The 24,846-nt window shown below is 73.6% G+C and carries 20 protein-coding genes; 15 read left to right on the plus strand and 5 right to left on the minus strand.

Going from position 1 to position 24,846, the window contains the following annotated elements; all coding sequences use genetic code 11:
* Positions 1 to 39 precede the first annotated feature (39 nt).
* From AB0L25_RS11395 to AB0L25_RS11445, 11 genes are all read left to right on the plus strand, one after another.
* Positions 40 to 984: an STM4015 family protein gene (locus tag AB0L25_RS11395; RefSeq protein ID WP_500170973.1), complete on the plus strand. Its 945-nt coding sequence runs from the start codon at positions 40 to 42 to the stop codon at positions 982 to 984.
* The gene (locus AB0L25_RS11400) at positions 981 to 1,904 is read left to right on the plus strand and encodes an STM4015 family protein (protein WP_500170975.1); all 924 of its coding nucleotides are present in this window, start codon (positions 981 to 983) and stop codon (positions 1,902 to 1,904) included. The genes AB0L25_RS11395 and AB0L25_RS11400 overlap by 4 nt, the downstream gene beginning before the upstream one ends.
* A gap of 105 nt (positions 1,905 to 2,009) precedes the next feature.
* Complete coding sequence (locus AB0L25_RS11405) at positions 2,010 to 2,960, plus strand: STM4015 family protein (RefSeq protein WP_500170977.1); 951 nt, start codon at positions 2,010 to 2,012, stop codon at positions 2,958 to 2,960.
* The gene (locus AB0L25_RS11410) at positions 2,960 to 3,853 is read left to right on the plus strand and encodes an STM4015 family protein (RefSeq protein ID WP_500170979.1); all 894 of its coding nucleotides are present in this window, start codon (positions 2,960 to 2,962) and stop codon (positions 3,851 to 3,853) included. The genes AB0L25_RS11405 and AB0L25_RS11410 overlap by 1 nt, the downstream gene beginning before the upstream one ends.
* 64 nt (positions 3,854 to 3,917) lie before the next feature.
* Positions 3,918 to 4,826 carry an STM4015 family protein gene (locus tag AB0L25_RS11415; protein WP_500170981.1) on the plus strand — a complete coding sequence of 303 codons (909 nt, stop codon included), beginning with the start codon at positions 3,918 to 3,920 and terminating at the stop codon, positions 4,824 to 4,826.
* Positions 4,827 to 4,851: 25 nt separating this feature from the next.
* Positions 4,852 to 5,259 (plus strand): hypothetical protein, encoded by a 408-nt coding sequence (locus tag AB0L25_RS11420; protein ID WP_500170983.1) that lies wholly within the window; start codon positions 4,852 to 4,854, stop codon positions 5,257 to 5,259.
* Positions 5,256 to 6,173 carry an STM4015 family protein gene (locus AB0L25_RS11425; protein ID WP_500170984.1) on the plus strand — a complete coding sequence of 306 codons (918 nt, stop codon included), beginning with the start codon at positions 5,256 to 5,258 and terminating at the stop codon, positions 6,171 to 6,173. The genes AB0L25_RS11420 and AB0L25_RS11425 overlap by 4 nt, the downstream gene beginning before the upstream one ends.
* Positions 6,170 to 7,288 (plus strand): STM4014 family protein, encoded by a 1,119-nt coding sequence (locus AB0L25_RS11430; RefSeq protein ID WP_500170986.1) that lies wholly within the window; start codon positions 6,170 to 6,172, stop codon positions 7,286 to 7,288. The genes AB0L25_RS11425 and AB0L25_RS11430 overlap by 4 nt, the downstream gene beginning before the upstream one ends.
* A gap of 1 nt (position 7,289) precedes the next feature.
* A complete protein-coding gene (locus AB0L25_RS11435; RefSeq protein ID WP_500171212.1) occupies positions 7,290 to 8,081 on the plus strand; it encodes an STM4013/SEN3800 family hydrolase in 792 nt (263 codons plus the stop codon).
* A 2-nt stretch (positions 8,082 to 8,083) separates the two neighbouring features.
* Complete coding sequence (locus AB0L25_RS11440) at positions 8,084 to 9,424, plus strand: STM4012 family radical SAM protein (RefSeq protein ID WP_500170988.1); 1,341 nt, start codon at positions 8,084 to 8,086, stop codon at positions 9,422 to 9,424.
* Positions 9,424 to 10,290: an STM4011 family radical SAM protein gene (locus AB0L25_RS11445; RefSeq protein ID WP_500170990.1), complete on the plus strand. Its 867-nt coding sequence runs from the start codon at positions 9,424 to 9,426 to the stop codon at positions 10,288 to 10,290. The genes AB0L25_RS11440 and AB0L25_RS11445 overlap by 1 nt, the downstream gene beginning before the upstream one ends.
* 88 nt (positions 10,291 to 10,378) lie before the next feature.
* Here AB0L25_RS11445 and AB0L25_RS11450 read toward each other — a convergent pair whose 3' ends face one another.
* From AB0L25_RS11450 to AB0L25_RS11460, 3 genes are read right to left on the minus strand one after another with little or no spacing between them, the layout of a single operon-like run.
* Positions 10,379 to 11,518 (minus strand): DUF6745 domain-containing protein, encoded by a 1,140-nt coding sequence (locus AB0L25_RS11450; RefSeq protein WP_500170992.1) that lies wholly within the window; start codon positions 11,516 to 11,518, stop codon positions 10,379 to 10,381.
* 10 nt (positions 11,519 to 11,528) lie between these two features.
* Positions 11,529 to 11,855 carry a DUF8820 family protein gene (locus AB0L25_RS11455; RefSeq protein ID WP_500170994.1) on the minus strand — a complete coding sequence of 109 codons (327 nt, stop codon included), beginning with the start codon at positions 11,853 to 11,855 and terminating at the stop codon, positions 11,529 to 11,531.
* Positions 11,856 to 11,898: 43 nt separating this feature from the next.
* Positions 11,899 to 13,323 (minus strand): threonine/serine exporter family protein, encoded by a 1,425-nt coding sequence (locus tag AB0L25_RS11460; RefSeq protein ID WP_500170996.1) that lies wholly within the window; start codon positions 13,321 to 13,323, stop codon positions 11,899 to 11,901.
* A gap of 237 nt (positions 13,324 to 13,560) precedes the next feature.
* On the opposite strand from AB0L25_RS11460, the gene AB0L25_RS11465 reads away from it, so the two are divergent.
* Positions 13,561 to 14,742 carry an RNA-guided endonuclease InsQ/TnpB family protein gene (locus tag AB0L25_RS11465; protein WP_500170998.1) on the plus strand — a complete coding sequence of 394 codons (1,182 nt, stop codon included), beginning with the start codon at positions 13,561 to 13,563 and terminating at the stop codon, positions 14,740 to 14,742.
* Positions 14,743 to 14,840: 98 nt separating this feature from the next.
* On the plus strand, positions 14,841 to 16,952 hold the full coding sequence (locus tag AB0L25_RS11470) for a RecQ family ATP-dependent DNA helicase (protein ID WP_500171000.1): 2,112 nt from the start codon (positions 14,841 to 14,843) through the stop codon (positions 16,950 to 16,952).
* A gap of 563 nt (positions 16,953 to 17,515) precedes the next feature.
* On the opposite strand, the gene AB0L25_RS11475 is transcribed toward AB0L25_RS11470, so the two are convergent.
* Complete coding sequence (locus AB0L25_RS11475) at positions 17,516 to 19,522, minus strand: serine/threonine-protein kinase (protein ID WP_500171001.1); 2,007 nt, start codon at positions 19,520 to 19,522, stop codon at positions 17,516 to 17,518.
* Between the two features lie 733 nt (positions 19,523 to 20,255).
* Between AB0L25_RS11475 and AB0L25_RS11480 the strand changes: the two genes are divergently transcribed.
* Positions 20,256 to 21,275, plus strand: coding sequence for a LysR family transcriptional regulator (locus tag AB0L25_RS11480; protein ID WP_500171003.1), 1,020 nt, complete (start codon positions 20,256 to 20,258; stop codon positions 21,273 to 21,275).
* A 4-nt stretch (positions 21,276 to 21,279) separates the two neighbouring features.
* Here the strand turns inward: AB0L25_RS11480 and AB0L25_RS11485 are convergent, their stop codons facing one another.
* Positions 21,280 to 22,200 (minus strand): carbohydrate kinase family protein, encoded by a 921-nt coding sequence (locus AB0L25_RS11485; protein WP_500171005.1) that lies wholly within the window; start codon positions 22,198 to 22,200, stop codon positions 21,280 to 21,282.
* Between the two features lie 167 nt (positions 22,201 to 22,367).
* Here AB0L25_RS11485 and AB0L25_RS11490 point away from each other — a divergent pair, with 167 nt between their 5' ends.
* The gene (locus AB0L25_RS11490) at positions 22,368 to 24,839 is read left to right on the plus strand and encodes a bifunctional acetate--CoA ligase family protein/GNAT family N-acetyltransferase (protein ID WP_500171007.1); all 2,472 of its coding nucleotides are present in this window, start codon (positions 22,368 to 22,370) and stop codon (positions 24,837 to 24,839) included.
* The last annotated feature ends 7 nt before the right edge of the window (positions 24,840 to 24,846 follow it).

Here is a 24,846-nt window from a genome sequence, read left to right on the forward strand (position 1 = left end):
CTGATAGGACAGGGCGGACAAATCCGTTCAGGGGGAGCCTTGGGTATCTGGGATCTGCAGGACGAGTACGCCGAGCTGCCGGTGTTCCGGTTCGATCAGGAACGGCTCGAGGGGGACGCGGAGGGGCTCGCCGAGCTCCCCGCCCCCGGGGACGTCGCGTGGTGCGTGGCGACCGCGTTCGACGAGGCTCCGTGGGACGACGTGTGGAAGCTGTTCCGCGAGTCCGTCGACACCACCGAGATCACGACGCTGATGCTCGGCTACTGGGGCGCCGACTACGACACGGACTACACCTATCCCGTGCCGCTGCTGGTGGAGGCCGCGGCCTCCCTCCCCAAGCTCAGGAACCTGTTCCTCGGTGAGATCACCGCCGAGGAGGCCGAGATCTCGTGGATCAACCACGGCGACATCACGCCGATCTTCGCGGCCTTCCCGAACCTGGAGCGGTTCGACGTCCGGGGCGCGCAGGACCTGGCGCTGCAGCCGGTCGAGCACGCCGCGCTGCGGACGCTGCGGTTCGAGTCCGGCGGGCTGCCCGCCTCGATCGTCCGCGCGGTGGGGGCGAGCGACCTGCCGAACCTGGAGCACCTGGACCTGTGGCTCGGGACGGACAACTACGGCGGTGACGCGACGGCCGCCGACCTCGCGCCCGTCCTGTCGGGGGAGCGGCTGCCCGCGCTGCGGCACCTCGGGCTGGAGGACGCGGAGATCCAGGACGAGGTCGCCGAGGCGGTCGCGGGCGCGCCGGTGGTGGCGCGGCTGGAGTCGCTGAGCCTGGCGATGGGCGTCCTCACCGACCGGGGAGCGGAGGCGCTGCTGTCCGGCCAGCCCCTCACCCACCTGCGCAGGCTCGGCCTGCGCCACCACTTCTTGTCCGACCCGATGATGGAGCGGGTCCGCGCCGCGCTGCCCGGCGTCGAGGTCGACCTCGACGACCGGCAGAAGCCGGACGGCGACTGGTTCTTCATCGAGGTGTCGGAGTGATCGACGAGAACCTGACGGAGTTCGCCGACCTCCCGGTGATCGACTTCGCCGACGCGGCCGCCGGAGGACCGGCGCCGTCCGCCGGAGGGGTGGCCTGGAAGCTGGCGACCCGGTACGACGGGGAGCCGTTCGGCGAGATCTGGAAGCGGTTCCGCGCGACCGTCGACACCACCGAGGTGACCGCGCTCGTCATCGGCTACTGGAGCATGGAGCGCTTCGACCTCTCCCAGTACCCGGTGCCGATGCTCGTCGAGTCGGCCGCGGCGTTCCCGAACCTGCGGTCCCTGTTCCTCGGCGACATCACGTACATGGAGTCCGAGATCTCCTGGATCAGGCACGGCGACATCACGCCGCTGCTCCGGGCGTTCCCGAAGCTGGAACGCCTGGACGTCCGGGGCGGGGACGGCCTGGTCCTGGAGCCGTTCGCGAGCGAGGCGCTGCGGGTGCTGCGGTTCGAGTCCGGGGGCCTGCCGGCGTCGGTCGTCCGGGCGGTCGGGGCGTGCGACCTGCCGAACCTGGAGGAGCTGGACCTGTGGCTCGGCGAGGACTCGTACGGCGGTGACGCGACCGTCGCCGATCTCGCGCCCGTCCTGTCCGGGGAGCGGCTGCCCGCGCTGCGGCACCTCGGCCTGGAGGACTCCGAGATCCAGGACGAGATCGCCGAGGCGATCGCGGGCGCGCCGGTCGTCGCCCGCCTGGAGTCGCTGAGCCTCGCGCTGGGCGTCCTCACCGACCGGGGAGCGGAAGCGCTGCTGTCCGGCCAGCCCCTCACCCACCTGCGGGAACTCGACCTGAGCCACCACTACCTGTCCGACTCGATGATGGAGCGCGTGCGCGCCGCGCTGCCCGACGTCGACGTCGACCTGGACGACCGGCAGGACCCGGAGGAAGGCGACTTCTTCGTCGCGGTGGGGGAGTGACGCCCGGCGGGCGGTGCTCCGCCCCGATGGCGGATCGAGCGGAACCGGCGTGAACGTCCGCCCGTCCGAAGGGCGGGCGCGACCAGTGGAGAGGACTTCGACGGCATGTGGGAGATCAACGGCGGGTACACGGGCCTGCCGGTGTTCCGGTTCGACCACCATCGGCTCGGCGAGGGCGCGGAGGGGCTCCCGGAGCTCCCGCCCGCCGCCGGCGCGGCCTGGTGCGTGGCGACCGCGTTCGACGAGGCGCCGTGGGGCGACGTGTGGAAGCTGTTCCGCGAGTCCGTCGACACCACGCAGGTCAGCGCGCTGATCTTCGGCTACTGGGGCGCCGACTACGACACGACCTGCACCTACCCGGTGCCGCTCCTCGTGGAGGCCGCCGCCGCGTTCCCGAACCTGCGGTCGATCTTCCTCGGCGACATCGAGTCCGAGGAGTCCGAGATCTCGTGGATCAACCACGGCGACATCACCCCGATCCTCACGGCGTTCCCGCGCCTGGAGTGTCTCGAGGTCCGCGGTGCCCAGGGCCTCGCCCTCGAACCGGTCGAGCACGACGGGCTGCGGATGCTGCGGTTCGAGTCCGGCGGGCTGCCCGCGACGATCGTCCGCGCGGTGGGGGCGTGCGACCTGCCGAACCTGGAGTGCCTGGACCTGTGGCTCGGGACGGACAACTACGGCGGTGACGCGACGGCCGCCGATCTCGCGCCCGTCCTGTCGGGGGAGCGGCTGCCCGCGCTGCGGCACCTGGGGCTGGAGGACTCCGAGATCCAGGACGAGGTAGCAGCAGCGGTCGCAGGCGCGCCGGTCGTCGCGCGCCTGGAGTCGCTGAGCCTGGCGATGGGCACCCTCACCGACCGGGGCGCCGAGGCGCTCCTGTCGGGCCAGCCCCTCACCCACCTCGACCGGCTCGACCTGCACCACCACTTCCTGTCGGAGGACATGATGAAGCGCGTCGAAGCGGCCCTCCCCGAGGTGGAGGTGAACCTCGACGACCGGGAGGAGCCGGACGAGTTCGACGGCGAGACCTGGTTCTTCGTCGAGGTGTCGGAGTAGTGATCGACGAGCCCCTCGGGGAGTACGCCGGGCTGCCCGTCGTCACGGCCGACGATCCGCCGCCCGCCGGCCCCGCCGCGTGGAAGGTGGGCACCGACCACGACGACGATTTCCCGGGGGAATGGGAGAAGTTCCTTCGCGCCGTCGACCCGGCCGAGGTGACCGCCCTGGTGATCGGCCACTGGGGGCCCGGCTCGTTCACCTACCCGCTGCCGATGCTGCTGGAATCGGCCGGGGCGTTCTCGAACCTGCGGTCCCTGTTCTTCGGCGACATCACCTACGACCTCGCCGAGATGTCCTGGATCAGGCACGAGGACATCTCACCCCTGTTCACGGCGTTCCCGGCGCTCGAACGGCTGGACGTCCGCGGCTCGGACAACCTCTCCCTCGACCCGATCGTGCACGCGTCGCTGAAGGTCCTGCGGTTCGAGTCCAGCGAGCTGCACGCCGGGATCGTCCGCGCGGTGGCGGCGGGCGACCTGCCGAGTCTGGAACACCTGGACCTGTGGCTCGGCAGGACCGACGCGTCCACCGCCGATCTGGCGCCCGTCCTGACGGGGGAGCGCTTCCCCCGGCTGCGGCACCTCGGCCTGGAGAACGGCGAGGACCAGGACGACCTCGCCGAAGCCCTCGCGTCCGCGCCGGTCGTCGCGCGGCTGGAGTCGCTGAGCCTGGCGATGGGCGCCCTCACCGACCGCGGCGCCGAGGCGCTCCTGCTGGGGCAGCCCCTGACGCACCTGCGGAAACTCGACCTGCACCACCACTTCCTGTCCGAGGACATGATGCAGCGGGTCGCGGCGGCGCTGCCCGGCGTCGAGGTCGACCTGGGCGACCGGCAGGTCGCGGAGGACTTCCGGGGCGATCCCTGGTTCTACGTCGCGGTGTCGGAATGATCTCCGGCGCGGACCGTCCCTGCTACCTGGTAGGACATGGCGGACGAAACATGAAAGGGACGGCATGATCGGCGAGAACCTGGACCAGTACGTCGGCCTCCCGGTGGTCGGCTTCGAGGCGGACACGGGCGAGGAGCCGCCCGCCGGGCCGGTGGCCTGGAAGGTGGCGACCGAGTTCGACGAGGAGCCGTTCGGCGAGGTCTGGAAGCGGTTCCGCGCGGCCGTCGACACCGCCGGGGTGACCGCGCTGGTGATCGGCTACTGGGGCGCGAGCTACGACGAGCACAACGATTACCCGGTGCCGCTGCTGGTCGAGTCCGCGGCGTCGTTCCCGAACCTGCGCTCCGTCTTCCTCGGCGACATGACGTACATGGAGTCCGAGATCTCCTGGATCGTGCACGAGGACATCACGCCGCTGCTCCGCGCGTTCCCGAAGCTGGAACGGCTGGACGTCCGGGGCGCCGGGGAGCTCGTGCTCGAACCGGTCGAGCACACCGGGCTGCGGACGCTGCGGTTCGAGTCCGGCGGGCTTCCGGCGGGCGTCGTCCGGGCGGTGGGGGCGAGCGACCTGCCGAACCTGGAGCATCTCGACCTGTGGCTCGGGACGCCGAACTACGGTGGTGACGCGACCGTGGACGATCTGGCGCCGATCCTGTCGGGCGACCGCTTCCCGTCGCTGCGGCACCTCGGGCTGGAGGACGCGGAGATGCAGGACGAGATCGCCGAGGCGGTCGCGTCCGCGCCGGTGGTGGCGCGGCTGGAGTCGCTGAGCCTGGCGATGGGCAGGCTGACCGACCGCGGCGCCGAGACGCTGCTGTCCGGGCAGCCCCTCACCCACCTGCGGAAACTCGACCTGCACCACCACTTCATCTCCGCGCCGATCCAGGAGCGGATCCGCGCGGCCCTGCCCGGCGTCGACATCGCGCTGGACGCTGCACCGCGCGACGAACCGTACATCGAAGTCTCGGAATGAGCCGGTGAGGCGCTGAGGAGCGGGCATGGGGATCTGGGAGCCGAAGGAGCACTACGCGGGCCTGCCGGTGTTCCGGTTCGACCAGGAGCGGCTCGACGCCGAGGCGGCGGCCCTCCCGGACCTTCCGGCGGCGGGCGCCACGGCGCTGCTCGTCGGCAACTGGTGCGCCGAGTACCGCGACCCGGAGATCTACCCGGTGGCGCGGCTGGAGTCGCTGAGCCTGGCGATGGGGACGCTGACCGATCGGGGTGCGGAGGCGTTGCTGTCGGGCCGGCCGCTGACCCATCTGCGCAGGCTGGACCTGCGCCATCACTTCCTGTCCGAGGGGATGGCGGAGCGCGTGCGCGCCGCGCTGCCCGGCGTCGACGTGGATCTCGGCGACCGGCAGGAACCCAAGGACCACGACTGGTTCTACGTCGAGGTGTCGGAATGACCTATCAGGACGTCCTGGAGCATTACGTCGGCCTGCCGGTGGTGCCGTTCGATCCCGAGGCCGCCGACCCGGCCGGCGCGGCGCCGGCGGACGAGGTCGCCTGGCGCCTCGAGGGCGACCGCCGGGGGGAGTACGACGACGTCTTCACGGCCTTCGCGGCGCTGGTGGACCCCGCCCAGGTCGTCGCCGTGGTCCTCGGAGGCTATTCCGACACCACGCCGCTCGCGGCGTCGAGTCTGGCCAGGGCCGCGTCCTACCCCCGGCTCAGATCCCTGTTCGTCGGCGACGTCACGCCCGAGGTGCCGATCTCATGGATCGAGCACGAGAACGAGGAGAGCTTCTCGTCGATCTTCCGGGCGTTTCCGAGCCTGGAGCGGTTCGAGCTCCGCGGCGCGAACCTCCTCGAACTGGATCCGTTCGAGAGCACGTCGCTGAAGGTGCTGCGGTTCGAGTCCGGCGGGCTTCCGGCGGGCGTCGTCCGGGCGGTGGGCGCGAGCGACCTGCCGAACCTGGAGCACCTCGACCTGTGGCTCGGGACGCCGAACTACGGCGGTGACGCGACCGTGGACGATCTGGCGCCGATCCTGTCGGGCGACCGCTTCCCGTCGCTGCGGCACCTCGGGCTGGAGGACGCGGAGATGCAGGACGAGATCGCCGAGGCGGTCGCGTCCGCGCCGGTGGTGGCGCGGCTGGAGTCGCTGAGCCTGGCGATGGGGACCCTCACCGACCGGGGTGCGGAGGCGCTGCTGTCGGGCCAGCCGCTGACCCATCTGCGCAGGCTGGACCTGCACCACCACTTCCTGTCCGAGCCGATGACGGCCCGCGTGGCGGCCGCCCTGCCCGGGACCGACGTCGACCTGAGCAACCGGCAGGACGTGGACGGCGACCGGTTCTACATCGCGGTGTCGGAATGACGGGGGCCGGAACCGCGGGGGCGCCCGCGTTCGCCGTCGTCGCGACGCCCGGCGACCGGCGGCCCGTCCTGTTCGCGGACGCGTGCCGGGCGTGCGGGCTGCCCGAACCCCGGGTCGTCCCCTGGACGGACGTGCTGCGCGGCGGCGACCTCCCGTTGGGGCCCGGCGACCTCGTGCGGATCGACTCGCCGGGCGAGGACGCCGCGGCGGACGCGCTGCTGCGCGGCCCCGGCGACCCGACCCGGGTCGGCGGCGGCGCCCGCTGGTACCGCACGTTCACCGCCGCGCTCCGCCGGATCGACGCGGCGGCGTCGGCGGCGGGCGCCCGCGTCGTGGGGGACGTCGGCGACATCGCCGTCATGTTCGACAAGCGGCTGTCGCACGCCCGGATGCTGGCCGCCGGGGTGCCCGTGCCGCCCGCGCTCGCGCCCGCCGGCGCGCCCGTCCGGGACTACGCCTCGCTGCGGGACGCGATGGACGCGGCGGGGGAGCGGCGGGTGTTCGTCAAGCCCGCGCACGGTTCGTCCGCGTCCGGGGTCGTGGCGCTGCAGACCGCGCCGGGCGGCCGGATCCGCGCCATCACCTCGGCGGCGATGACCCCGGACGGGCCGCGCAACTCGCTGCGGGTGCGCACCTACCTCACCGAGCCGGAGGTCGCGTCCCTCATCGACGCGCTCGGACCCGACGGGCTGCACGTGGAGCGCTGGGTGCCGAAGGCGTCAACCGGCGGACGGACGTTCGACCTGCGCGTCGTCGCCATCGGCGGCGAGCCCGCGCACGCGGTCGTCCGGACGAGCCGTCACCCCATGACCAACCTTCACCTGGGCGGTGCCAGAGGCGACCTGGAGGCCGTCCGGCGCGCGCTCGGGCCGGACGGCTGGGACGAGGCGATGGACGTGTGCGCGCGGGCGGCCGCGTGTTTCCCCGGCAGCCCGATGGTCGGCGTGGACCTGCTCGTCCTGAACCGCCTGCGGGGCTTCGCGGTGTGCGAGGTCAACGCGTTCGGCGACCTCCTGCCGCGCCTCACCGGCTTCCCGGGCGGGCCCGCCGAGGGCGTCGACGTCTACACGGCCCAGGTACGGGCCGTCCTCGCGGGGAGCGGCGCCCGTGCGTGACATGAACCGGATCGTCGGCACCCATGACGTGCTGCTGGTCACGCTCGACACCCTGCGGTACGACGTGGCCGCCGAACTCGCCGCGGCGGGCGAGACGCCCACGTTCGTCCGGTACCTGCCGGACGGGCGGTGGGAGCGCCGGCACACGCCCGGCAGCTTCACCTACGCGGCCCACGCGGCGATGCTCGCCGGGTTCCTGCCGACCCCCGCGGCGCCCGGCCCGCACCCCCGCCTGTTCGCGGGCGCCTTCCCCGGCAGCGAGACGACCGCGCCCGGCACCTGGACGTTCGACGCCGCCGACCTGCCGTCCGGTCTCGCCGCCGCCGGCTACCACACGGTCTGCATCGGCGGCGTCGGGTTCTTCAACAAGCGCACCCCGCTCGGCTCCGCGCTCCCGGCGCTGTTCGCCGAGAGCCACTGGGAACCGGAGTTCGGGGTGACCGACCCGGACGCGCTGCCCAACCAGATCGACCGGGCCGCCGCGGTGGTGGCCGGGCTGCCGTCCGACCGCCGGCTGTTCATGCTGGTCAACGTCGCGTCCCTGCACCAGCCGAACTGGTTCTACCTGGACGGCGCGTCCCGCGCGGACGGCGACACCCGCGCGAGCCACGCCGCCGCCCTGCGCCACGTCGACGCCCACATCGGGCGCCTGTTCGCCCTCATGCGCCGCCCCTGCCTCGTCATCGTGTGCTCCGACCACGGCACGGCGTACGGGGAGGACGGCCACACCGGGCACCGCATCGGCCACGAGGTCGTGTGGACCGTTCCGTACGGAGAGTTCGTTCTGCCTTGACTGTGACCAGCACCGTGACCAGCACCGCCACCGGCGGATCGCCCTACCAGGGATACGTCTACGCGTACCCCCACAAGACCGCCTACCGTCCGCTCGATCCCGCGCCCGCCCTGCGAGACGTGTGGGCGGGCGAGCCGCTCGGCGCGCTCTTCCTCTACCTGCACATCCCGTTCTGCGAGATGCGGTGCGGGTTCTGCAACCTGTTCACCCGCACGGGCGCGCCCGAGGAGCTCACCGGCGCCTACCTGGACGCGCTCGACCGGCAGGCCACGGCCGTCCTGCGCGCCCTCGACGGCCTGGACGGCGCGGACGGCCGGGACGGCGCGTCGTTCGCCACCGCGGCCTTCGGCGGCGGCACCCCCACCTACCTCACCGCGCCCGAACTCGAACGGCTCTGCGACATCGCGGGACGCTTCCCCGGATTCGGGACGGGACCGCTGGGCGTCGAGACGTCCCCGGCGACCGCCACCACCGACCGGCTCACCGTCCTGGCCGAGCGCGGCACCACCCGCGTCTCCATCGGCGTGCAGAGCTTCCTCGACGACGAGGCCCGCGCGGCCGTCCGCCCGCAGAAGCGCGCCGAGGTCGAGGCCGCGCTCGACCGCATCCGCGCCGTGGGGTTCCCCACCCTGAACATCGACCTCATCTACGGCATCGACGGCCAGACGCCCGAGACGTGGAGGCGGTCCCTCGACGCCGCGCTCGCGTGGCGCCCGGAGGAGCTCTACCTCTACCCCCTGTACGTGCGGCCGCTCACCGGGCTCGGACGGCGCGCCCGCGACTGGGACGACCAGCGCCTCACCCTCTACCGGCTCGGACGCGACCACCTCCTGGCCGAAGGCTACGAACAGGTGTCCATGCGCATGTTCCGCCTGCCCGGCGCGTCCGCGAACGGGACGGAGTACTGCTGCCAGACCGACGGCATGGTCGGGCTCGGCTGCGGCGCCCGCTCCTACACGACCCGCCTGCACTACTCGTTCGAGTACGCCGTGGGGGCGTCCCAGGTCCGCTCGATCATCGACGACTACGTGCGGGAGACCGACTTCGGCACCGCGCGCGTGGGCTTCACCATGACCGAGGACGAACTCCGCCGCCGCCACCTCCTCCAGTCGCTCCTCCAGGCGGACGGACTCGACCTCGCCGCCTACCGCGCGCGCTTCGGCGACGACCCGTCCGCCCACTTCCCGGACGAACTCCGCACGTTCGGCGAACGCGGCTGGCTGGAACCGTCCACCGGCACCCTCCGCCTCAGCCCCGAAGGGCTCGCCCACTCCGACGCCATCGGCCCCGCCCTGTTCTCCGGATCCGTGCAGTCCCTCATGGCGTCCTACGAGGCGCGCTGATGGACCACCTGACGATCCTTTACCGAGGACCCCTCGCGAGCTGCGACTACGACTGCCCGTACTGTCCCTTCGCAAAGCGCCGTGACACGACCGAACAGCTCCGCGCCGACCGCGCCGCCCTCGAACGCTTCACCGCCTGGGTCGCCGCCCAAGAGCACCCGATCTCCGTGCTGTTCACGCCGTGGGGCGAAGGGCTCGTCCGCTCCTGGTACCGGCGCGCCCTCGTCGACCTGAGCCACCTGCCGCACATCGAGCGCGTCGCGATCCAGACGAACCTCAGCCACCGCACGTCCTGGACGTCCGAGGCCGACCCGTCCCGCCTGGCGCTGTGGGCCACCTACCACCCCGGCCAGGTGCCGTACGACCGCTTCCTCGGCAAGTGCCGCGACCTGCACGCGCGCGGCGTCCGGTTCAGCGTCGGCGTCGTCGGGCAGCCCGAGCACCTCGACGCCGCCCGCCGCCTCCGCGCCGACCTCCCCGCCGACGCCTACCTGTGGATCAACGCCGCCGAGGGCCGCGTCTACGACGACGCCGAGGCCGACGCCTGGACCGCGATCGACCCGCTCTTCCCGGTCAGCCGGCACCCGCACCCCAGCCGGGGCCGCGCCTGCCGCACCGGCGACACCGTCGTCTCCGTGGACGGCGACGGCACCGTGCGCCGCTGCCACTTCGTCCCGTCCGTCCTCGGCAACCTCTACGACGGCACCTTCCGCGCCGCCCTCGGCCCCCGCCCCTGCCCCCTCGCCACGTGCGACTGCCACATCGGCTACGTCCACCTCGAACCGCTCGGCCTCTACGACACCTTCGCCGGGGGCGTCCTCGAACGCATCCCCGCGCTGCTGGGCGACCGCGCGCGCCCGGCATGACGCGGCGGGCGCCCGCTGGCGACTGGGGAAGTGCCGCCCGCGAACGCCCGCCGGGGGACCGGAACCACCGGTCGTTCAGGGGGCCCGCTCAGGTCTGCTTCTCGGGGCGGTAATCGGCCTCGTCGACGCCGAACGTCCACGCGACGCCCTCCCGCGCCGTCCGGGTGGCCGGCGGGACGCGCAGGTAGTACGTCCGGTACGTCCCGTCGGGCTCGGGGGTGGAGTTCACGACCTCGACCATCACCACCGGCTCGTCGCCCGGCAGGTCGATCGACCACAGCACGCCCGTCTCGTCCTGGTGGACCGGCTTCGCCCCGACGTCGGCGAGGTAGCGGTCGTAGCCGTAGATCTCCAGCATGACCCGGCGCAGCTCGGCGTTCTCCTCGCGCAGGATCCGGTCGGCGCTCAGGTCGGTCAGCGACTCGACGAAGTCGGGCGGGATCGGCATCCCGCGCCAGGCGTGCAGCGCGAACCCGTCCGGGTGCGCGAGCGCCGGGCCGTCCCCGCGGTGCAGCCGTCCAGGCTCGTCCCGGTGCAACTCGGACGGACGCTCGCAGCAGATCGCCAGCCGCTCGTACGGCCACCACCAGTTCGCGGAGCGGGCGACCTCGGCGAGCCCGGAGAGCCGGCCGTCGAGCCGCCCCAGCGACTCGAACAGCGCCAGCCACGGCGCGTCGTGCTGCCCCAGCACCGCGTCGAGCGTGGCCGCGCGGAGCAGCGACTCGGCGTGCGCCTGCTCGTCCGTCGCCTCCTCCGGATCGGGCGCCGCGACCGCGCCGACGGCCGCCCGCACCCGCGTGACCAGCGACTGCACCTGGTCCCAGAGCAGCCCGCCGCTGTCGGCCCACGCCCGCGGCCAGCCCGCCGCGCCCAGCTCGGCCGCCGCGGCGGCCCGCTCGGCCTCCCAGGGCCGGGTCCGCACGGTGTCGCGGACGCTCGCGCCCGCGTCGGCGTCCGCGCCCAGGTCGGCGCGGGCCCGCTCGACCTGCTCGTCCAGCCCGGCGGCGCGCAGCGCCTCCGCGTGCCCGGCGAGGACGGCCGCCGCGACGGCGCCGCGCAGCGGCGACGGCACCCACAGGACGCGTTCGGGCGCGGGGAGCCCGGCGGCGGCGTAGGCCGCGGCGATCCCCGCCTCGGCGCGGGCCCGGTCGGCGGGCGTCGCGGCGAACGCGGCGGACTGCCAGTCGCCGACGACGAAGTGCGCGGGGCGCGGGGTCTCGGTCAGCATGCCCGCCACCTCAGTCCGCCACGACCCGGACGGAGCCCGGCACGTACTCGCGCTGGCGGATCACCCGGTACCAGCCCTTCGGCAGCGAGATCGCCGCGTGCTCCTCGTGGACCAGCCGCCCGCCCGACGGGAGGTGCAGGTGGTCGGGGGTGCGCGGGTCGGGGGTCCGCAGCAGCGTGCCCGGCGCGGCCAGCGCGTGCGCGTGCCCGGTCGCCTCGCCGAGCGCGAGCACCATGCGGCCCCGTCCGTCGCGCGGCGCCGGCGGCAGGCCCCGGACGGACGGCGGCACGTCCGCCTCGGCCACGGGCAGGATCAGGATGTCTCCCTGTCGGTACATGCGGCGAACGTAGCGCCCCGCACCGACAAATCCGGCACCCGGCTCAGAAGCCGCGCGTCCGGCGGGCGGCCGGACGGGCCCAGCGGCCGGACGCGGTGAGACCGACCCGCTGGAACGCCCGCACGAGTTCACCGCCGAGGTTCACCCCGGCGCCGAGCGCCAGCGCGATCGACAGCGCCGAGATCAGGCTGAGGATGCCGTCCTGCGGCGACCCCGTGTTCAGCTCGACCATCCCCCGGTACAGCGGTGTCCCCGGCAGCAGCGGGCCGATCGCCGGGACGACGTAGGGCATCACGGGCGCGCCCTGCCTGCGCGCGACCACGTTCGCCAGCGTCCCCACCACCGTGGCGGCCACCGCGGAGGCCAGCACCGGCGGCATGTCCCAGCCGCGCATCAGCACGTACAGCACCCAGATCACCGCGCCGCCCAGCGCGACCGGCGCCAGCACGGCGCGCGGCGCGGCCAGCGACAGCGCGAACGTCGCCGACACGGCCGCGGCGGCGAGGACCTGGACGGAGTCGAGCGTCTCGGCGGCCTTCGGCAGATGCCGCACGTCGATCGCGACGTCGAAGTTCACCGCGATGTAGACGACCACGCCCAGCCCCGCGACGAGCGCCGCGATGATGAAGAACACCTCGAGCACGCGCGCGCCCGCGCTCACGAGGTCGCCGGTGATGCCGTCCTGGATGCTCGCCACCAGCGGGCGTCCGGGCAGCAGCGCCAGGATCACCCCGGTCACCACCGAGGCGGCCGGCCCCGGACTGCCCGTCACGACCACGATGACCGCGCCCGTCGCGCCGATCGCGGCGGCGACCGTCAGCTGGAAGAACTCCGCGACGCCCCGGCGGGCCAGGTAGGCGGCGGCGCGGTCGCCCAGGACCGTTCCAGCGAACGCGGTCAGCGCCACCAGCAGCCCGCCGCCCGACAGCACACTCGCCGACGCCGAGATCAGCCCCAGCCCCAGCACGATCGCCCACGGCGGGTACGGGCCCCGCCCGCGCTTGATCTCCGCGAGCCGCCGGTGCGCCGCCTCCAGCTCCAGCATCCCGATGGACGCCTGCTGGACGAGGTCGTGCAGCGCGGTCAGCCGCCAGTGCGCGGGCGTGCGGCGCCGGATGGCGCGGGCCGCCGTCACCGGCGGCGCGCCCTTGCCCGGATGCGCCGACACGAGCAGGCTCGTCAGCGTGACCTGCACCTCGCAGCGCGGCAGCTCGTAGGCCACCGCGAGGCCGAGCATCGCCTCGTTGACCCGCTCGGTCGTCTCGCCGCTGGCCAGCAGGAGTTCCCCGACCCGCAGCACGAGGTCGACGGCCCGCGGATCGACGGTCTCCCCGGGCTCCTCCTCGGGCGGCTCCGGCGGCGACCCGTCCATCAGGACCTGCCAGGTCCGCCGCAGCCGGTCGGCGGCGGCCGAATTCCGCAGCCGTTCCACCGCGCCCGGGGTCTCCGGGCGCTGCGTCGCGCTCATCCCGCGCTTGTGTCCTTCCAGCAAGATCCGATCTCGCCCGCAGGCTACCCACGGCCGGAGGCTGACACGTCCATCGGGGTTGCCGACAATCGGAATTTGGGTCACAGGTTGTCCATGTCCCTCCCTTCGGGCCGCGGACACAGCCGCGAACGTGAACCGGCGCACGGACGCGAGCGGATTGCATGGTCGGACCAGCACTGACCAGCGTTCAACTGATCTTGCTCTACGATGTGAGACATGGCTCGCACAGTGAAGCGGGCGTTCAAGTACCGCTTCTATCCCACGGACGAGCAGGCGGCCGAGCTGTCGCGCACGTTCGGGTGTGTGCGCCTGGTGTACAACAAGGCCCTCGAAGAACGCACGCGGGCTTGGTATCGCGAGCAGCAGCGCATGTCCTACGTCGATACCTCCTCGGCGTTGACCGGGTGGAAGAAGACCGGCGAGCTGGCATTCTTGAACGAGGTGTCCAGCGTGCCGCTGCAGCAGGCGCTGCGGCATCTGCAAGCCGCGTTCGTGGCGTTCTTCGATAAGCGCGCCAAATACCCGCGTTTCAAGTCGCGCAAGAAGTCCCGAGCTTCTGCCGAGTACACCCGATCGGCGTTCAAGTGGCGCGGTGGTGAGCTGACCTTGGCGAAGATGAGCGGCCCGCTGGACGTCGTGTGGTCGCGTCCGTTGCCGGAGGGTGCCGAGCCGTCCACGGTGACGGTGTCGCGGGACGGTGCAGGCCGCTGGTTCGTGTCCCTCCTCTGCGAGGACCGCATCACCCGCCTCGACTCCGTCGATGGGGCTGTGGGCATCGATGCCGGGGTCACGTCCCTGGTGACGCTGTCGACCGGGGAGAAGATCGCCAACCCCCGGCACGAGCGCCGCGACCGCGAACGCCTCGCCCGTGCCCAGAAGGTACTTGCGCGTAAATGCAAGGGCTCGAAGAACCGGGACAAGGCACGCCGCAGGGTCGCGCGAGTCCATGCCCGGATCGCCGACCGGCGCCGGGATTTCCTGCACAAGCTGTCGACTCGGCTCGTCCACGAGAACCAAGTGGTCGTGATCGAGGACCTCGACGTCCGCAACATGGTGCGGAATCACAACCTGGCGCGTGCGATATCGGACGCGGCGTGGCGGCAGTTGCGGACGATGCTGGAGTACAAGGCCGGCTGGTACGGCCGTGAACTCGTGGTGATCGACCGGTGGTTCCCGTCCACCAGAACATGTTCGGAGTGCGGGACCATTGCCGAAAAAACGCCGCTCAATGTGAGGAAATGGGAGTGCGGCGAGTGCGGTGCCCGGCACGACCGGGACGTCAACGCCGCGCGCAACATTGTGGCCGCCGGGCTGGCGGTGTCGGCCTGTGGAGCCGGTGTCAGACCTCAACGGGAGTCCTCCCGGACGAGGCAGCCGGCGTCGAAGCAGGAAACCTGACCGGTGACGGTCGGAATCCCCGCCTTAGGCGGGGATGAGGTCAACCCCAGAACCAAGTTCTGGTGTGACGGTCCTCGCATCGTTGATACCAAGGGGACATGCACTCTCCCAGCGACCTTCGTGACGAGGCCGAACGGACCCTGCGCGCCCTCGCCGGCGACCACGCGCGGCTCCGCGACGACCAGTGGACGGCGATCGACGCCCTCGTCGTCGGGCGCCGGCGGGCCATGGTCGTCCAGCGCACCGGATGGGGCAAGTCCGCCGTCTACTTCGTCGCCACCCGCCTGCTGCGCGCCCGCGGCGCAGGCCCCACCGTGATCGTGTCGCCGCTGCTGGCGCTGATGCGCAACCAGATCGACGCCGCCGAACGCGCCGGCATCCACGCCCGCACGATCAACTCCGCGAACACCGACGACTGGGAGGGCATCTTCGCCGAGGTCGAACGGGGCGAGGTCGACGTCCTGCTCGTCAGCCCCGAACGGCTCAACAACCCCGACTTCCGCGACCTCGTCCTGCCCCGCCTCGCCGCGGGCGCGGGCCTGGTCGTCGTCGACGAGGCCCACTGCATCTCCGACTGGGGCCACGACTTCCGGCCCGACTACCGCCGCATCCGCACCCTCCTCGCCGACCTCCCGCCGGACGTCCCCGTCCTCGCCACCACCGCGACCGCCAACGCCCGCGTCACCCGCGACGTCGCCGAACAGCTGGCCGCGTCCCCGCACCCGGACGCGGGGGACGCGCTCGTCCTGCGGGGCCCGCTGGAACGCGAGTCGCTGCACCTGTCCGTCGTCACCACGCCGACGGCCGAGCAGCGCATCGCCTGGCTCGCCGAACGGCTCGACCGCCTCCCGGGCTCCGGCATCGTCTACACCCTCACGGTCGCCGCCGCGCACGAGATCGCCGCGTTCCTCCGCGACCGCGGCCACGAGGTCGCCGCCTACTCCGGCCAGACCGAACAGGCCGAGCGGCTCCAGGCCGAGCAGGACCTCCTCGACAACAAGCTCAAGGCCCTCGTCGCCACCAGCGCGCTCGGCATGGGCTTCGACAAGCCCGACCTGGGCTTCATCGTGCACGTCGGCGCGCCGCAGTCGCCCGTCGCCTACTACCAGCAGATCGGCCGCGCGGGCCGCGGCGTCGACCGCGCCGAGGTGATCCTCCTCCCCGGCCGGGAGGACCGCGAGATCTGGGAGTACTTCGCGAGCATGGCGTTCCCGCCGGAGCACATCGTCCGCGACACCCTGCGCGTCCTCGACGAGGCGGACCGGCCGCTCTCCCTGGGCGCGCTCGAACCCCGCGTCGACCTCGGCCGCTCCCGCCTGGAGATGATGCTCAAGGTCCTCGACGTCGACGGCGCCGTCCGCCGCGTCAAGGGCGGCTGGACCGCGACCGGCGTCCCCTGGACCTACGACCGCGAACGCTACGAGCGCGTCACCGCCGAGCGCCGCCGCGAGCAGAGCGCCATGCTCGACTACATCACCACCACCGGCTGCCGGGAGGAGTTCCTGCGCCGCCGCCTCGACGACCCGGCCGCCGCGCCCTGCGGCCGCTGCGACAACTGCACCGGCGAGCACCGGTCCGCCGACGTCGCCGCCGAGAGCACCGCCCGGGCCCGCGACCGCCTCCACCGCCCCGGCGTCGACGTGGCGCCCCGCCGCATGTGGCCGACCGGCGTCAAGGACGACCTCGGCGTCGCCGGCCGCATCGCCCCCGCCGAGCAGGCCGAGACCGGCCGCGCCCTCGGCCGCCTCACCGACATCGGCTGGGGCAACCGCCTCCGCGACCTGTTCGCCGCCGGCGACACCGACGTTCCCCCCGACATGCTCGACGCCGTCGTCACCGTCCTCGCCGCCTGGGACTGGTCCGCCCGCCCCACGGGCGTCGTCACCATCGGCTCCCGCTCGCGGCCCCGCCTCGTCACCGGCCTCGGCCACCGCATCGCCGAGATCGGCCGGCTCCCGTACCTCGGCGAACTCGCCCCCGTGGGCGAACCCGTTCCCCGGCGCCACAACAGCGCCCAGCGGCTCCGCTCCGTCTGGGACGCCCTCGCCCTGCCCGACGCCCTGTCCGGCGCCCTCGCCCCCGCCCCCGGCCCCGTCCTCCTCGTCGACGACCGCATCGAGACCGGCTGGACGATGACCGTCGCCGCCCGCCTCCTCCGACAGGCCGGTGCCCCCGCCGTCCTTCCCCTGACCCTCGCCACCCCCGCATGACCCGCCCGAACCGCCCGGCGACCCCCACGCGCCGGGGCGGCGGCGCGGCGTGGGGCTGCGGGGTGGTGGCTTGATGGGCCGGGGCGGGTGGACGGTGCGTGGGCGGTCAACGCCGCCGCTTGGACGTCGGCGCCGCGATCATCGCCGAGAGCGGCTCGCCCGCCTCGGGTTCGGCGTGCGCCCGCCCGGCGTCTCGCCCGGCACCCTGGTCGCCGCCGGCGGCGCGCCCGTGCTCGCGTCCCCGGGTGTTCCGCCGCAGTGGCCGCCCGCGTAATCGACGCGGCGGCCCGTCACGAGGGCAGGCCGACGGAGACGTGCGGAGACAGGACGCCCAGGGAGTCTGGCGCCTCCTGCGGACAACCGAAGTCGGGCGCCTCCCGCGGCATCGAAAGTCGGGCGCCCCCGGCGGGCATCGGAAGTCGGGCGCCTCCTGCGGACATCGTGGGACTACTGGGGGTCGACGCGCTGCGGGTGGCGCGTCGGGTCGCTGCGGGGGCGGTGCCGCGCGGCGCCGGGTCGCATCCTCTCGGGGGCGCGCGGCCTCGGAGGCCTCCGGGCCGCGGTCAGGTCGGGAGCTTGGCGGCGAGGTCGGGCTTCAGCAGGTCGCGGACCTCGGCGTACGGGGCGGCGAGCCGCGACTTCATGCACCCGCTCCCCTCGGTCGACCAGTTCAGCACGAACCGGTCGGGGGCGAAGAAGACCGTCGCGTAGGGCGGGGCCTGCTCCGGGGAGACGCCCGCCGGGTTGGCGCGGGGGAAGAAGTCGGGGCGGCGCGGCGGACGGTTCCGGGCGCAGCCGTTCGGGCCCCACATGGGGGCGATGGCTTCGCCGGGAACGAGGGTCAGCCGGCCGAGCAGCGTATCGATCCCGGCCGGGGTGAGGGTGCCGGGCTTGAAGATGTCGTCGGGCGTGTAGGTGCGGCCCGTCTCCGCGTCCACGGTGACCGCCCAGCCCGGGAGGATGCCGTCCACCGGAGTGCACAGGACGGACCTGTTGTCGGGGTAGAGCACGGAGATCAGCGTCGGGCCCTTGACGCCGACCTGTGCGGTCATCTCCACGACGCTGTCCTGGACGCAGGCGGAGCCCATGTCTTCCGTCGCGGCCCGGACCCGCTGGATCGTCCAGTCGAGCGGGGAGCGGAGCGTCTCGTTGATCCTGCGCTGGACGGCGGGGTCACCGTGGCCGCTGATCCGCACGTACTGGGAGCGCACCACCAGCGGCAGGCCGTCCATCCGCTGGTTCTGCACGGCGACCGCCGCGGCCACCGGACGGGCCCCCTCGGGCGGCGTGTCGCGGCCGACGGTGTAGGCGGTGACGCCGCCGCCGACCAGCGCGACTCCCGCGACGCCCACCGCGACCTTCCCGCCCACGCCCGCGAAGAACCCGGCCGCCGAACCCCCTGCCGCACCGGCCGCCCCCACGGCCCCGCCGCCTGCACCCGCACCTGCGGCCGCGCCGCCCATGCCGACCGTGCCCGCGCCAGCGCCACCCGCCGCAGCGCCGCCGGCCCCGGCTCCGGCGCCTCCCGCAGCCGCTCCGCTCGCACCGGCCGCGACGCCCCCGGCTCCGCCTGCGGAAGCCCCTGCCCCGGCTCCGGCCCCCGCACTGCCCATGGCGGCCCCGGCGCCCGCACCGCCTGCGGCGGCCCCGGCGCCACCGGCTCCGGCGGCGCCGCCCGCGACCGCACCGCCCGCGGCGGCGGTGGGGAGACCGGCGGCGGCCAGGGGGAAGAGCGCGGCGAAGGCGGCCGCCGCTCCGGCGAGGGCGCGGATGCCGCGCTCCTCCCAGTCGCGCCCGTACGCCCCGGCGGCGGCCTCCTCCAGGTCGCGGACGAACTCCGCCGCGCCCGCGGGGCGTTCCCCGGCCGTCTTGGCGAGGCCGCGGACCACCAGGTCGCGGACGGACGCGGGGACGTCCTCGACCGGCGGCGGCGCGGTCAGGTGCCCGGCCATCAGCGCCGTGCGGTCGCCGCCGAAGGGACGGCGGCCGGTGAGGCATTCGAAGAACACGCAGGTGGCGGCGTAGACGTCGGTGGAGAAGGAGACGGGCTCCCCGCGCCACTGCTCCGGGGCCATGTAGGCGGGGGTCCCGGAGCGGTCCCGGCCGCCCGCGGGGACGGCGATGCCGAAGTCGATCAGCTTGCTGAGGCCGTCCGGCCGCACCATCACGTTCGCGGGCTTGTAGTCGCGGTGCACGACGCCGACGGCGTGCGCGGCGGCGAGCCCGGTCAGCGATCCCTTCAGCACCGTCAGCGCCTGCTCGGGGGTGAGCGAGCCGTGCTCGGCCAGCACCCGCTTCAGCGTGACGCCGTCCACCGCCTCCATGACGATCGCCGCGCCGTGCGGGCTCTCCACCAGCCGGTACAGCCGCGCGACGTGCGGGTCGGCGACCCGGCCGAGCAGCGTGGCCTCGTGCCGGAGCCGGGCGGTGTCGTCGACGGCCGCGACGTCCACGTACTTGATCGCGACGGGGACGCCCGACTCCGAGTGCCGGGCCAGGACGACGCGTCCCTGCGCGCCCCGGCCGAGTTCCGCGACCTCGTCGAAACCCGTGATCTGCCAGCCGCCCACCGCACGTCCTTCCGCACCGCCCGATCGATCCATTGGTGAGATGCCGGAACGCCCCGCCGAGTTTGGCCCTGCGATGGACGAGTGGTCGCTTTCCGCCGTTGCGTGCGTCGGAACCGCGCCGTAGGCCGCCTGCGCCGCGCCGCCCTGTCGTTGCCGTCTCCCTCTTCGGCGCCGAGCCGCGGAGGCGTCCCGTCTGTGGGGCCGAGTCCCGCGGAGGCATCCCCTTCGCGCGGGAGCGCCTCCCGCCGGGCCTCCCGCCGGGGCGTTCCGTGGACGGTCCCGGGGTCAGTGGTTGCGGGCCGCCCGCGCGCCCCTGTCGGCGCGGGCGGCGCAACCGAGCCGGCCCGTGCGCGCGGCCCCGCGCACGGGCCGACGGCCGACCCGGCGCCGCGGCGGAGAAGAGCCGCGGCGAACGGGGGTCATCGGTGCCGGGACCGGTGCGCCGGCCCCGGGCGGCGGTCCCGGCGAGGACGGTCGCCGGGACGCGCCCGGGAGCGCCGCCGGGGCGTCCGGGAGGTGGACGCGGCGGCGTGGGGGAGGGTCGATCGGCTCACGGTGCTTCCTCGGCGGGGTCCGGACGAGAGGAAAGTGTTCTAGAGGTCAGAAAACCCTGTCCAGCTGTTTGGAAGAACATCTCAAGATAAGTTGGAGGGGAAATGTCATCAATTCCCGTTGGAGTGTGCGGGAGGCCATTTCGGCGACGGCCGGGCGGCAGGTAGTAATGTCCGGTCCCGTGCCCCTCGACGAGCTTCTCGACTGCCCGTCCGGTCTGCTGGACATGACGTTCGACCAGCTGCGGACGCTTCTCGTCGTGCACGAGACCGGGTCCGCGCTGCGCGCGGCGCGGGCGCTCGGGCGCGAGCAGTCGAGCGTCCAGAAGCAGCTCGACACGCTGAACCGCACCAGCCAGGCGCTGTGCGGGGAGGTCCTGACCGTCCGGCAGGGGCGCGGGAAGGACTTCCTGTTCACCCCGACGGGCGAGACGACCGTGGAGCTGGCGCGCGGGACGTTCGAGGCCTGGCTGGAGGCCGTGCACCGCAGCAGGCGCCGGCTGGGCCGGATGCTCACCGTGGGGACGACGGAGTTCACGCTGCCGATCGTGTCCCGCGCGTGGAACCGGGTGTCGGAGGAGTTCCGGCAGCGGGAGGTCGAGTTCAAGGTCGCGCACGTGCGGACGAAGGACGTGTGGTCGCGGCTGGAGACGAACCAGGTCGACCTCGTGTGCGGGAGCATCGTCAGCACCCCGGAGGGGGATCGGCGGCTCAAGGAGTACGAGGTCATCGAGTACGCGCGGGGGCAGGCGCTGCTGCTGACGAACCTGCCGGAGCGGGAGCTGCCCGACACCCCGGTGCGGACGAGCCGGCTGCCGGGCGTCCCGCTGGTGCTGCCGCCCGCGGGCCTCGTCGCGGACCTGCTGGCGACCTGGTACGGGCCGAACTACCGGGAGCGGCTGAACGTCGTCGCCGACATCGACGACGTGCACTACGGGCTGTCGCTGCTGCGGTCCGGGTTCGTCCGCGGCTGCATGATCGTCACCGGGTCGATCGGCCGGGGGATGGCCGGGCGGGACGACCCGGACGCCGTGCCGCTGCGCGCGATCGGGCTCGACGACGACATGGAGCCCCGCGCGGAGCTGATGACCGGCGCGTTCGTGCGGCGCGCCGACCTCGAGCGGTACGGCGCGGACCACCCGCTGAACCGCCTGTGGGAGGCCGTCCGCGAGGACGTCCGCACCTACACGCCGCTGGCCTGACGCGTCAGATCTGGTTGTCGACGACGTCCAGGGTCGGGCGGGCGCCGAGGTGCCGCATGGCGCGGGCGGCGAGGCGGCAGCCGGCGGTGAGGGCGTCGGCGGGCTGCTTGCCGTCCAGCCACGGCGGCAGGAACCCGGCGACGAACGCGTCGCCCGCGCCGGTGCCGTCCACGACCTTGTCGACGGGCTCGGCGGCGACGGTGACCGGCTCGGGGCGGCCGTTGGTGTACCAGAGGGCGCCGTCGGCGCCGTCCTTGATCACGACCTGGGGGTACCAGGCGGTGAGCACCTTGGCGGCCTGGTCGGGCGTGTCCCGGCCGGTGAGGATCTCCGCCTCCTTGGCGTTCACGATCAGCAGCCGGGCGCCCTGCGTCCACTCCAGGAAGGGCTCGGCGCCCATCCGCTTGAGCGGGGAGAACGAGCCGCCGTCGACCGAGACCGACATCTGCGCCTTGCGCGCCATGTCCAGCGCGACGATGGCGGCCTTCCGGGAGCCCTCGTTGATCAGCGAGTAGCCGGAGAGGTGCAGGTGGGTGCCCTGGACGAACAGGTCGCCGCAGCGCTCGATGTCCTCGGGCAGCAGCGCGCCGTTGGCGCCGGGGTCCGACAGCATGGTGCGGTCGCCCTTGTGCGTGACCATCACCACACAGGTGCCGGTGGGACGTTCGGCGTCCATGACGAGGCGGGCGTCGACGCCGTACCCCATCATCTCCATGTCCCGGTTGCGGCCCGCGATGTCGGAGCCGCGGCGGCCGACGAAGGCCACCTCGACCTCCTCCACGGCGAGCCAGGCGGCCACGTTGGCGCCCGAACCGCCTCCGTGGGTCGTCACGGCGGCAGGCGTGTCGCTCCCCTTGGCCAGGGGAAACGCGGCACGGGCCACGGTGTCTGTCATCAGATCGCCGACCACGACCACGCGCGTCATGGAGTCATCACCTCGATCAACACGGCCCGCGCGAGCGGCATCCTGGGCGTGGGCTCGACGTTAACAGCTCCGGGGCCTCGTTTAGGTCTCGAACGCGCAGCGAAACCGAGGAAGCCGTGTTTTTCCCCACCGCGGGCGCCGGTGCGGCGTGCCTTACCCTCGGTTACGTGACCGAGGGTTATCCGGTGCAGTGGGAGGCGGACGTCGTCCTCAGCGACGGCGGGACCGCCCATCTGCGCCCCATCCGGCGCGACGACGCCGAGCTCCTGCGGGTGTTCTACGCCCGGCTGTCCCCGGAGTCGATCTACTACCGCTTCTTCTCGCCGCGTCCCCGCCTGACGGACCGGGAGATCGAGCACTTCACGGGCGTCGACTACGACCGGCGCGTCGGGCTGATCGCGACGATCGGCGAGGAGATGGTGGCGGTCGTCCGGTACGACCGGCTCGCGGACGCCCCGGAGACGGCCGAGGTCGCGTTCCTCGTGGAGGACGCCCACCAGGGGCGCGGGATCGGCAACGTGCTGCTGGAGCACATCGCGGCGGCGGCCCGGGAGCGGGGCGTGCGGCGGTTCGTCGCGAGCGTCCTGCCCGACAACCGGCGGATGACCCGCGTGTTCCGGGAGGCGGGGTACCAGGCGGAGCAGCGGTTCGAGGAGGGCGTGATCGAGCTCGTCCTCGACCTGGAGCCGACGGAGACGTCGATGGAGGTCATGGCGGCCCGCGAGCACCGGGCGGAGTCCCGGTCGATCCAGCGGCTGCTGTTCCCGGGGTCGGTCGCCGTGATCGGCGCGAGCCGCGCGGAGCACACCGTCGGGCAGACCGTCCTGCGGAACCTGCTGGCGGGCGACTTCAGCGGCCCCGTGTACCCGGTGCACCCGACGGCCACGGCGGTCGCGGGCGTGCGCGCGTACGCGTCCGTCCTGGAGATCCCGGACGACGTCGACCTCGCCGTCGTGGCCGTGCGGGCGGACGCCGTCCACGAGGTCGTGGAGCAGTGCGCGGCGAAGGGCGTCCGGGGGCTGGTGGTCGTGTCGTCCGGTTTCGGCGAGACGGGGCCGGAGGGGCGCGCGAGCCAGGAGGAGCTCGTGCGGATGGCGCGCGCGTACGGGATGCGGGTCGTCGGGCCCAACTGCCTAGGGATCGCCAACACCGACCCGGACGTGCGGCTGAACGCCACCCTGGCGCCGACCATGCCCGGCAGGGGCCCGATCGGGTTCTTCTCGCAGTCGGGCGCGCTGGGCATCGCGATCCTGCAGCGGACGGCCGAGCGCGGGCTCGGGCTGTCCACGTTCGTGTCCGCAGGGAACCGGGCGGACGTCTCCGGCAACGACCTCATGCAGTACTGGGAGGAGGACCCGGCCACGAAGGCGGTCCTGCTCTACCTGGAGTCGCTGGGCAACCCCCGCAAGTTCGCGCGGCTGGCGCGCAGGCTCGGCCGCCGCAAGCCGATCGTCGCGGTGAAGAGCGGGCGCAGCACCCAGGGCGTCCCGATCGGGCACGCCGCGCGCGCGCTCACGCTGCCCGACCACGCGGTCAGCGCGCTGTTCGAGCAGGCGGGCGTCATCCGGGTGGAGGACCTGTCCGAGCTGTTCGACGTCGCGCAGCTGCTGGCCTACCAGCCGCTGCCCGCGGGCGACCGCATCGCGATCATCGACAACTCCGACTCGCTCGGCCTGCTGGCGCAGGACGCGGCGACGGCGCTCGGCCTCCAGGTCCGGCCGCGCATCGACCTGGGCCCGCGCGCCGACGCCGACGACTACGAGGCGGGACTCGCCGCCGCGCTCGAGGACGACGCGGTCGACGCGGTCGTCGCGCTGTTCACCCCGCCGACGATCGGCGGCTACGACCTGCGCGTCCCCGAGAAGATCCTCCGGCTCGCCGCGGCCAGCCCCAAACCGGTCGTGGCGACGTACCTCGGCTCCGAGGGCATGCCCGCCGACCTGCGGATCACGGCGCCGGACGGGTCGCCCGCCGAGGGCTCGGTGCCGTCGTACCCCGCGCCCGAGGACGCCGTCCGGGCCCTCGCCTACGTGATCAGATACGCCCAGTGGCAGCGCCGCCCGGCCGGGAACATGCCCGAGTTCGAGGACGCCGACCGCCGCCGCGCCCGGACGCTCGTCGAGGGCTGGCTCGACTCCGGCGCGCCCGTCCACGCGACGCCCGCGCAGGCCGCCGAGCTGCTCGCCTGCTACGGGATCGAGGTCGACCGGGACGACGCCCGCGCCGGGGTCCCGACGCGCATCGTCACCATGGAGGACCCGTCGTTCGGCGCCGTGGTCTCCTTCGGCCTCGCCGACGAGACGGCCGCGCTGCTGGACGACCGCGCCTACCGCCTCGGCCCGCTGTCGGACGTGGACGCCGCCGAGCTGATCCGCGCGATCCGGACGGCCCCGCTCCTGCTCGGCCACCGCGGCGCCGAACCCGTGCGCGTGTCGGCCCTCGAGGAGCTGGTCATGCGGGTGTCGCGGCTCGGCTTCGACCTGCCCGAGGTGGCCCGGCTGGAGCTGAACCCGGTCGTCGCGGACGGTTCGGGCGCCGCCGTCCGCGAGGTCGCGCTCCGCCTCGAACGTCCGCTGGGCCCCCGTCCGGAACTGGGCCCGCGCCGCCTCCGCGGCCCGGACACCGACCCGATCGCCTGACCGTCCG

The organism is Spirillospora sp. NPDC052242, assembly GCF_040679555.1.
Classification (GTDB): Bacteria; Actinomycetota; Actinomycetes; order Streptosporangiales; family Streptosporangiaceae; genus Spirillospora.